This window comes from Streptomyces sp. NPDC054770 (assembly GCF_053611985.1).
Window position 1 is genome coordinate 226,860 of sequence record NZ_JBSHBL010000006.1, and the last position, 9,936, is coordinate 236,795.

At 69.1% G+C, this 9,936-nt stretch carries 4 protein-coding genes; 3 read left to right on the forward strand and 1 reads right to left on the reverse strand.

Annotated elements, in window-relative coordinates; genetic code table 11:
- Positions 1-128: 128 nt before the first annotated feature.
- A complete protein-coding gene (locus tag ACWGKQ_RS08950) occupies positions 129-2,201 on the reverse strand; it encodes a carbohydrate-binding module family 20 domain-containing protein (protein ID WP_453291195.1) in 2,073 nt (690 codons plus the stop codon).
- Between the two features lie 189 nt (positions 2,202-2,390).
- Between ACWGKQ_RS08950 and pulA the strand changes: the two genes are divergently transcribed.
- The 3 genes from pulA to ACWGKQ_RS08965 all read left to right on the forward strand — a co-directional run bounded on the left by pulA (position 2,391) and on the right by ACWGKQ_RS08965 (position 9,853).
- On the forward strand, positions 2,391-7,757 hold the full coding sequence (pulA, locus tag ACWGKQ_RS08955) for a pullulanase-type alpha-1,6-glucosidase (RefSeq protein WP_453291196.1): 5,367 nt from the start codon (positions 2,391-2,393) through the stop codon (positions 7,755-7,757).
- Between the two features lie 73 nt (positions 7,758-7,830).
- On the forward strand, positions 7,831-9,453 hold the full coding sequence (locus ACWGKQ_RS08960; RefSeq protein ID WP_453291197.1) for a SpoIIE family protein phosphatase: 1,623 nt from the start codon (positions 7,831-7,833) through the stop codon (positions 9,451-9,453).
- A gap of 34 nt (positions 9,454-9,487) precedes the next feature.
- Positions 9,488-9,853: a 5-carboxymethyl-2-hydroxymuconate Delta-isomerase gene (locus ACWGKQ_RS08965; RefSeq protein WP_453291198.1), complete on the forward strand. Its 366-nt coding sequence runs from the start codon at positions 9,488-9,490 to the stop codon at positions 9,851-9,853.
- The last annotated feature ends 83 nt before the right edge of the window (positions 9,854-9,936 follow it).

The window sequence follows — 9,936 nt, forward strand, 5'->3', positions numbered from 1 at the left end:
GTGTCCTGAGGCACGGGGCGCGGTGTGCGCCCCGTGCCGTCCTCTGGTGCTGTACACGAGGTTCGATGCACGACTTCGCTGATTTGTTCGCGCCGAGCCGCGAAATCTTTCCGGACCTGCTTCCGGACCTACTTCCAGCTGTCGCTCGTCGTGTAGCCGGAGGAGGTGCCGGTCGTGTACGAACGGTTCGTGCCGGACTCCCACGTCACGTTCCCTGAGCTGTCCTCCTTGATGTACTTGTAGGTGAAGGCCGTGCTCTTCGGGACGATCGCCAGCCTGCTCCACGTCGGGTACGACTCCGACGACAGCGGGATCGCGTCGCTGGTGTTCCAGGAGCCGAGGGAGGCGATGGAGCCGACGACGTAGACGTTGGTGCCGTAGTCGGTGGTGGCGTACTCGTTGAAGGTGACGTCGGTGGCGTCGGTGTCCGCCACGTTCCAGGAGTTGTCGAGGGAGAGCGCCGAAGTCGCGCTCGTGGCCGACCTGTTGGCGTTGGACTCCCAGGTCACATTGCCTGAGCTGTCCTTCTTTATGTATTTGTACGTGAAGGACGTGTTGATCGGCACGTTCACCGCACCCGACCAGACCGGGTATCCGGAGGACGAGAGCTGGATCGCCTTCGAGGTGTCCCAGGAGCCCAGGGCGTCGATGGAGCCGACGACGTAGATGTTGGTGCCGGTCGTGGTGGGCGCGTACTCGTCGAAGGTCGCGGTCACCGTGGAGGTGGAGCCCCCGCCGCTGCCGCCGTCGTCGCAGCCGACCGTGCAGGTGTAGGACGCGTTGTAGAAGGCGACGGCGTCCTTCGCGGGGATCGTGATGCTCGCGTTGCCGCCGGAGACGGTGACCTTGGTGCCGCCGCCGTCGATGACGTCCGAGTACGTGCCGTCGGCCATGCCCGTCGCGAAGGTGTAGGTGGCCGACGACGAGCCGTTGTTGACGGCGAAGAAGCCGGCGCCGCTGCGGCCGAAGCCGATGACGGAGGACGACTTGGTCGACCAGTCGGAGACGGCGGCGCTGCCGGTCGCGTTGTGCCAGGCGACCATGCCGACGACGGCGGTGTCGCGGTCGAGGCAGTTCCAGCCGCTGGAGCAGTCGGTGTCGGTGACGAAGCCGGCGGAGTTCGGCGGTGCCTGGTCGCTCTGGGTCCACTGCCAGCTGGTGTAGACGGTCGGCGTCGACCACTTGTAGGCGAGCTGGAAGAGGTTGGCGAGCCGGTAGCTGTCGCCGTCCTTGTAGCTCATGTCCAGGCCGTTGCGCTCGGTGTCGTGGTTGGTCACGAAGGACACGGAGTTGGCGGCGGGCAGGATGCCGGACGAGGACAGCGACTCCAGGTCCGAGACATTGCCCTGGAAGGCCGACTTCATCTTGCTCGCGTAGGTGAAGTCCAGGACGTCGCCGGAGCCGTAGTAGTCACTGGGCTGCGGGGTCGAGCCCGGGTAGACCTCGTCGAAGACGTACGGCGCCGCACCGGACGTCGTGGTGTTCAGCTTGGCGACGATGGCCGCCATGTCGGTGGCCGGGATGTGCTTGGCCGAGTCGACGCGGAAGCCGTCGACGCCCAGGGCGATCTGCTTGTTGAGGAAGGCCGCGAGACCCGAACGGACGTTGTCCGCGCCGGTCTTGAGGTCGGGCAGGCCCAGCAGCTCGCAGTTCTGGACCTGGGTGAGATTCGAGTAGTCCTGGATGGTCAGATCGGAGGTCGGGCAGTCCGCGGAGGTGTGGTAGTCGCTCGGATCCCAGTCCGGGGTGTCGTACTTGTTGGTGAGGGTGGTGCCGTCGTACCCCGTGCCCGTCTGCGCGGCCGTGTGGTTGATGACCGCGTCCGTGTAGACCTTCACCCCCGCCGCGTGGCAGGCGGAGATCATCGACGCGAACTGCGTCGCCGTCCCGAAGCGGCTGTTCAGGGTGTACGAGTACGGCTGGTAGACGTCCCACCAGTAGTAGCTGGACTGCTTGAGGGACTCGGAGGGCGGGGCGACCTGTACCGCGCCGTAACCGGCCGGGCCGAGGATGTCGGTGCACTCGGACGCGACCGAGTTCCAGTTCCATTCCCACAGGTTGGCGATCACATCGCCCTTGGCGGTGGTGTCCGCCTGTGCGGAGGTGGCCGGCAGGGCGATCACACCCGCGAGCGCCAGGGCGCCCGCGGCGACTGCGCCGGCCGTGCGTCGGAAGACGCCCGGGGGTCGGTGTCTGGTCATGTGCGGCTCCGAAGCGAGAGGGGCAGGTTTCAACAACCCGTGAGAGTGCGGCAGTTGAGACATCGCGTCAATACGCCTCGTGAAAGTTCTTGCTGTGAGTTTCAAGCCTCTTGCTGTAAACCTTTCGTTAGCGATACGGTCGCGCGGGGTCGGACCCAAGAGAGCAGCTATCGCTAGGAGTTCATGCCGGTGATACATGTCAGACGGGTCGCGGCCGTCGCCGTCGCCGCCCTCGCCCTCGCGCTCGTGCAGCCCCTCGCCGCACATGCCGCGGCCCCGCCCGCCCCGCCCTCCGACGCGAAGCTCGCCGCCGAGCCCGCCCGGCACGACGACACCCGGGAACAGTTCTACTTCGTCATGCCGGACCGTTTCGCCAACGGGGACAAGAAGAATGACAAGGGCGGCCTCACCGGCTCCCGGCTCTCCACCGGCTACGACCCCACCGACAAGGGCTTCTACCAGGGCGGCGACCTCAAGGGGCTGACCAAGCGGCTCGACTACATCAAGGGGCTCGGCACCACCGCCATCTGGATGGCGCCGATCTTCAAGAACAGGCCCGTGCAGGGGACGGGGAGCAACGCCTCGGCCGGCTACCACGGTTACTGGATCACCGACTTCACCCAGGTCGACCCGCACTTCGGGACCAACAAGGACCTGGCGACCCTGATCTCCAAGGCGCACGCCAAGGGGATGAAGGTCTTCTTCGACGTCATCACCAACCACACCGCCGACGTCGTCGACTACGAGGAGAAGTCGTACGACTACCTCTCCAAAGGTGCCTTCCCCTACCTGACCAAGGACGGGCAGCCCTTCGACGACGCCGACTACGCGGACGGGAAGAAGAGGTTCCCGGCCGTCTCCACCGCCTCCTTCCCGCGCACGCCGACCGTGACCAGCGACAGCAAGGTGCCGTCGTGGCTCAACGACCCGACGATGTACCACAACCGGGGCGACTCGACGTTCGCCGGCGAGTCCGCGACCTACGGCGACTTCTCGGGGCTCGACGACCTGTGGACCGAACGGCCCGAGGTCGTCAGCGGCATGGAGAAGATCTACGAGCGGTGGGTGAAGGACTACGCCATCGACGGCTTCCGGATCGACACCGTCAAGAACGTGAACATGGAGTTCTGGACCCAGTGGGCGACCGCCCTGGACAAGTACGCGGCGCAGCACGGCCGTGAGAACTTCTTCATGTTCGGCGAGACGTACTCCGCCGACACCTCCGTCACCTCGCCGTACGTCACCCAGGGCCGCCTCGACGCGACCCTCGACTTCCCCTTCCAGGACGCGGCCCGGTCCTACGCCTCCCAGGGCGGCAGCGCACAGAAGCTGGCGAGCGTCTTCGGCGACGACTACAAGTACACGACCGACAAGGCGAACGCCTACGAACAGGTCACCTTCCTCGGCAACCACGACATGGGCCGGATCGGGTACTTCCTGGAGCAGGACAACCCGAAGGCCACGGACGCCGAACTGCTCGCCAAGGACAGGCTCGCCAACGAGGTGATGTTCCTCAGCCGGGGCAACCCGGTCGTCTACTACGGCGACGAGCAGGGCTTCACCGGGTCCGGCGGGGACAAGGACGCCCGCCAGACGATGTTCGCGTCCAAGGTCGCCGACTACCTGGACGACGACGAGATCGGGACCGACCGGACCGCCGCCAGTGACTCGTACGACACGAGTGCGCCGCTCTACAAGCAGATCAGTGCTCTCTCCAAGCTGCGCGCGGCCAACCCCGCCCTCGCCGACGGCGTCCAGACCGAGCGCTACGCGGCCGACGGCGCCGGCGTCTACGCGTTCACCCGGACGGACGCCCGGACCGGCCAGGAGTACGTCGTCGCCCTCAACAACGCGGCCACGGCGAAGACCGCGAGCTTCGCCACCGGGTCCGCCGGCATGCGCTACCGGGCGGTCTACGGCACCGACTCCGCCGTCACCTCGGACGACGCCGACCAGGTGACCGTCACCGTCCCCGCCGAGTCCGCCGTCGTCTACAAGGCCACCGGCCCCCTCGCCGAGCCGGCCACCGCACCGACGATCACCCTCCAGGCCCCCGCCGCCGGTGCCACCGGCACCGTCGACCTCACCGCCGACGTCACCGGCGGACAGCTGAACCGGGTCGTCTTCGCCGCCCAGGCCGGCAACGGCAGGTGGACCACCCTGGGCTCCGCCGACCACGCCCCCTACAAGGTCACCCAGACCCTCGCCGGGGACGTCCCGGCCGGCACCGCCCTGCGCTACAAGGCGGTCGTCGTCGACTCCGCCGGGCGCACCTCCAGTGCCCTGGCCGCGAGCACCAGCGGCACCCCGCCCGCCGCCGAGACCCCCACCGCCTCCTCGCGCGACTACGTGGTCGTCCACTACAAGCGCACCGACGGCGACTACGCCGACTGGGGCCTGTACGCCTGGGGCGACCTCGCCGACGGCGAGGCGACCACCTGGCCGGCCGGTCACCCCTTCACCGGCCGCGACGCGTACGGCGCCTTCGCCTACGTCAAACTGAAGCCCGGCGCCACGAACGTCGGCTTCCTCGTCGTCGACAAGGACGGCGACAAGGACGTCTCCGCCGACCGCTCCATCGACGTCACGAAGACGGGCGAGGTCTGGATCGAGCAGGGGAAGGCGGACGTACTCACGACAAGGCCCGACTACCCCGCGCAGGACACCACCAAGGCGGTCATCCACTACCACCGCGCCGACGGCGACTACGACGGCTGGGGCCTGCACGTCTGGACGGGTGCCGCCACCCCCACCGACTGGTCGAGCCCGCTGAAGCCGGTGCGGACCGATGCCTACGGCGCGGTCTTCGAGGTGCCGCTCACGGAGGGTGCCACCAGCCTCAGCTACATCATCCACAAGGGCGACGAGAAGGACCTCGCCGCCGACCAGTCCCTCGACCTCAAGTCCAGCGGCTACGAGGTGTGGCTGCTGAACGGCCAGGAGAAGTACCTGCTGCCGCAGCCCGCCGGCAGCGCCGCCGCGCTCGACCTGTCCACCTCCAAGGCGGTCTGGATCGACCGGAACACGGTCGCCTGGGACGGCGTCGACGGCGCGGTCTCCACCCAGCTGGTCTACTCCCGCGACGGTTCGATCGCCGTCAAGGACGGGACCCTGACGAGCGACGACGAGCGGTGGCTGCGGCTGACGAAGACCACCCTCACCGACGCGCAGCAGGCCAAGTTCCCGTATCTGAAGGACTACACGGCCTGGTCGGTCGACCCGCGCGACCGGGGCCGGGTGCGCCAGGCGCTCGGCGGGCAGCTCGTCGCCTCCCAGCGCGCCGCCAACGGGGCGGTGCTGGCCGCGACCGGCGTGCAGATCGCCGGGGTGCTCGACGACGTGTACGCCAAGGCCACGACCGCGGACCTCGGCCCGGTCTTCCACCACGGCAAGCCGACCCTCTCCGTCTGGGCCCCGACCGCGCAGTCCGTCGCCCTCGAACTCGACGGTTCCACCGTGGCCATGCACCGCGACGCCGCCACCGGCGTCTGGTCCGTCACCGGCCCCGGGTCCTGGAAGAACAAGCCCTACCGGTACGTCGTGAAGGTCTGGGCGCCCAGCGTCCAGAAGGTCGTCACCAACAAGGTCACCGACCCCTACTCGGTCGCCCTCACCGCCGACTCGGAGCGCAGTCTCGTCGTCGACCTGGACGACCGGGACCTCGCCCCGGGCGGCTGGTCGACGTACACCAAGCCCAAGGCCGTCCCGATGAAGGACGCGCAGATCCAGGAGCTGCACGTCCGGGACTTCTCGGCGGCGGACTCCACCGTCCCGGCGGCGGAGCGCGGCACGTACCTCGCGTTCACCGACAAGGACAGCGACGGCTCCAGGCACCTCAAGGCCCTTGCGAAGTCCGGGACTTCGTACGTCCATCTGCTCCCGGCGTTCGACTTCGCCACCGTCCCCGAGAAGAAGACCGGCCAGTCGAGCCCGGACTGCGATCTCGCCTCCTACCCGGCCGACTCCGACCAGCAGCAGGCGTGCGTGGCGAAGACCGCCGCCACCGACGCCTACAACTGGGGTTACGACCCGTACCACTTCACGGTCCCCGAGGGCTCCTACGCCACCGACCCGGACGGCACCGCCCGTACGGTCCAGTTCCGGAAGATGGTCAAGTCGCTCAACGACGACGGGCTGCGGGTCGTCATGGACGTCGTCTACAACCACACGGCGGCGAGCGGAGAGGCGGACACCTCCGTCCTCGACCAGATCGTGCCCGGCTACTACCAGCGGCTGCTCGCCGACGGCAGCGTCGCCAACAGCACCTGCTGTGCCAACACCGCGCCCGAGAACGCCATGATGGGCAAGCTGGTGGTGGACTCGATCGTCACCTGGGCGAAGGAGTACAAGGTCGACGGCTTCCGCTTCGACCTGATGGGCCACCATCCGAAGGCCAACATCCTCGCCGTCCGCAAGGCGCTCGACGCGCTGACCCCGAAGAAGGACGGCGTCGACGGCAAGAAGATCATCCTGTACGGCGAGGGCTGGAACTTCGGCGAGGTCGCCGACGACGCCCGGTTCGTCCAGGCCACGCAGCAGAACATGGCCGGGACGGGCATCGCGACCTTCTCCGACCGGGCCCGGGACGCCGTGCGCGGCGGCAGCCCCTTCGACGACGACCCGGGCATCCAGGGCTTCGCGTCCGGCCTGTACACCGACCCCAACTCGTCCACGGCCAACGGCACCGAGGCCGAGCAGAAGGCCCGTCTCCTGCACTACCAGGACCTGATCAAGGTCGGCCTGACCGGCAACCTCGCCAAGTACGAGTTCACCGACACCGACGGCAAGGAGGTCACCGGCGCCGGGATCGACTACAACGGCTCGCCCGCCGGATACGCCGACGCGCCCGGCGACGCCCTCGCCTATGTCGACGCGCACGACAACGAGACGTTGTTCGACGCGCTGACGTACAAACTGCCGGCCGGCACCTCCGCGTCCGACCGGGCCCGGATGCAGGTCCTGGCGATGGCCACGGCCGCCCTCTCGCAGGGTCCTTCGCTCTCCCAGGCCGGCACCGACCTGCTGCGCTCCAAGTCCCTGGACCGCAACTCCTTCGACAGCGGTGACTGGTTCAACGCCATCCACTGGAACTGCGCCGACGGCAACGGCTTCGGCCGCGGACTGCCGACCGCCGCCGACAACCAGTCCAAGTGGTCCTACGCCAAGCCGCTGCTGACCTCGGTGAAAGTCGGGTGCCCGCAGATCGACGGGGCGTCGGCCGCCTACCAGGACCTGCTGAAGATCCGGACGACCGAGAAGGCGTTCTCGCTGGGCACGGCCGCGCAGGTGCAGTCGAAGCTCTCCTTCCCGCTGTCCGGCAAGGACGAGACGCCCGGGGTGATCACCATGGAACTGGGCAACCTGGTCGTCGTGTTCAACGCGAGCCCCCAGCGGCAGGAGCAACGCGTGGGCACACTGGCCGGAACCGGTTACCGGCTGCACCCGGTGCAGGCCTCCGGCACCGACTCCGTCGTCAAGTCGGCATCGTACGAACGGGAAACGGGTACGTTCGAGGTTCCGGGGCGCACGGTGGCGGTGTTCTCCCGGACCACGTGACCGCGGCCTTACGACGGTGGGGCAGGCCCGGCACCGGGTTCTGCCCCACCGGTGTTGTCCAGAGGCTGGGAGAATGGACGTCAACGGCAAGCTGACAGACACGACCGTGCTCGTCGTGGACGCCACGGCCGCGAGCCGCTACGCGATCGGCACCGTACTGCGCCGGGCCGGTCACGAGGTCGTCGCGGTCACCGGCGGCCGCGAGGCGCTCAGCGAACTCGACGTACGGCGGCGCAAGGGCAGTCTGCCCGACGTAGCCCTCATCGACGTGCACCTGCCGGACATGAGCGGCTTCGAGCTGTGCCGCCGGCTCAAGGAGCGGCCGCACATGGCCGGCCTGCCCGTCGTGCACTTCTCCGGGCTCTCCGTCGTACCCGAGGACCGCTGCCCGGGGCTGGACTCGGGGGCCGAGGCCTATCTGACGGTGCCCGCCGAGCCGGAGGACATCGAGGCCGCGGTCCGGTCCGCGGTGCGCGCCGCCCGGCTGCGCGCCGACGACCAGGCACTGGTACGGCGGCTGAAGCTGCTGTCGGAGACCATCGTCACCATCCAGGCGGCCCGCTCGCTGCCCGAACTCGCCGACGCCGCGGCGGACGGCGCCGCCCGGCTCCTCGGCTGCCCCGCCGCCGTCTTCGTCCTCGACCAGGACGACGAGCTGTACCGCGGCCTGTACCGGGAGCGCACCTCCCTCGTGCTGCCCGACGAGGACGCCCACCGGACCGTACGCGACCTGCTGCGGCGGCTCACCCGAGGGCAGTCCGGGGTGCAGATCACCACCGTGCCGGCGCCGCTGTGGCCCGCCGGGTTCTTCCGGCCCGGCGTGCAGCACGACGCCCGGCTGGCGCTGGTCCTCACCCAGGACGGCAAGGCACCGGTCTGCCTGGCCACGCCCACCCGCGGGCTGCGCCGGGTCAGCCCCGAGGGCGAGGCGCTGCTGGCCCAGCTGGCCCAGGCCACCGCGCTCGCCGCCGAACCCCTGCTCATGTACCAGGTGGAGCGGCATGTCGCCCTCACCCTCCAGCACAGCTTCCTGCCCCGCCCGCACCAGCTGCCCGAACTGCCGGGCGTCGACATAGCGGTGCGCTACGAACCCGCCTCCCGGGAGACCGAGATCGGCGGCGACTTCTATGCCGCGCTGCGGGTCGGCGACGGCGTGCTCACCGCGGTCGGGGACGTCGTGGGGCACTCGCTGGACGCGGCCACCGTCATGGTCGAACTCCGGCACGCGCTGCGCGCCTACTGCCTCACGGAGAGCGACCCGGCCGCCCTCGCCGAGCGGCTCGACCGGCTGCTCCAGCACTACCACGCCGATGTCACGGCCACCGTCTGCCTGGCCCTGATCGACCCGAAGACCGGACGCACCCGCGTCGCCAACGCGGGCCACATCCCGCCGCTGGTACTCGGCGACGACGGCAGCGCCGAGTACGTCAAGGCGTCCGGTCCGCTGCTCGGGGTGGGCCTGCCGCACCCGCCGCCCACCGAGCTGGTCCTCGCCCCCACCGACCGGCTCCTCATGGTCACCGACGGCCTGATCGAGACCCGTGGCACCGACCTCTCGGTCTCGATGGAACACCTCCGCGCAGCCGCCGGCGGCGCCCTGCCCGGCCTGGAGGCCCTGTGCGACACCCTCCTGGCCAGCTTCGGCCAGGACCGCGAGGACGACGTCGCCCTGCTGGCGCTGAGCCTGGCGAACTAGGCTGAACCCCAGCCGCCGCAGAACAGGAGTGCTCATGCCGCAGATCACCGTCGACTACACCGCTGTGCTGACCGACGAGGACGCCTTCGACACGAACGGTTTCGTACGGGCACTGCACGAGACGGTCGTCGAGATCGCCGCAGCCAGGCCGGAGGCCTGCAAGACCATGTTCCGGGACGGGTACTCCGCATACGGATACAACACCATGGACCAGAGCGACGCCCTCGTGCATGTGACCATCGCGCTGCTCGTCGGACGCACCGAGGAGACGAAGGCGAAGCTCACGGAGGCTGTACTGGAGTTGGTCCGCGGCCATGTGACGCCGACGGACGGGATTACCCTGCACGTCTCCGCCGAGGTGCGGGACCTGGACCCGTCGTACCGGAAGTACGAGGGTTAGGTCTGGGTCGTCATTCGGCTGCGGGCCGGTGGGGGCTGGTCGCGCAGTTCCCCGCGCCCCTGAAGGGGCTCAGGGGCGCGGGG

Bases quoted from the DNA above. Each gene is read 5' to 3' on its own strand.
- ACWGKQ_RS08960 (WP_453291197.1), top strand. From the start codon at position 7,831: ATGGACGTCAACGGCAAGCTGACAGACACGACCGTGCTCGTCGTGGAC.
- ACWGKQ_RS08950 (WP_453291195.1), bottom strand. From the start codon at position 2,201: ATGACCAGACACCGACCCCCGGGCGTCTTCCGACGCACGGCCGGCGCA.
- ACWGKQ_RS08965 (WP_453291198.1), top strand. From the start codon at position 9,488: ATGCCGCAGATCACCGTCGACTACACCGCTGTGCTGACCGACGAGGAC.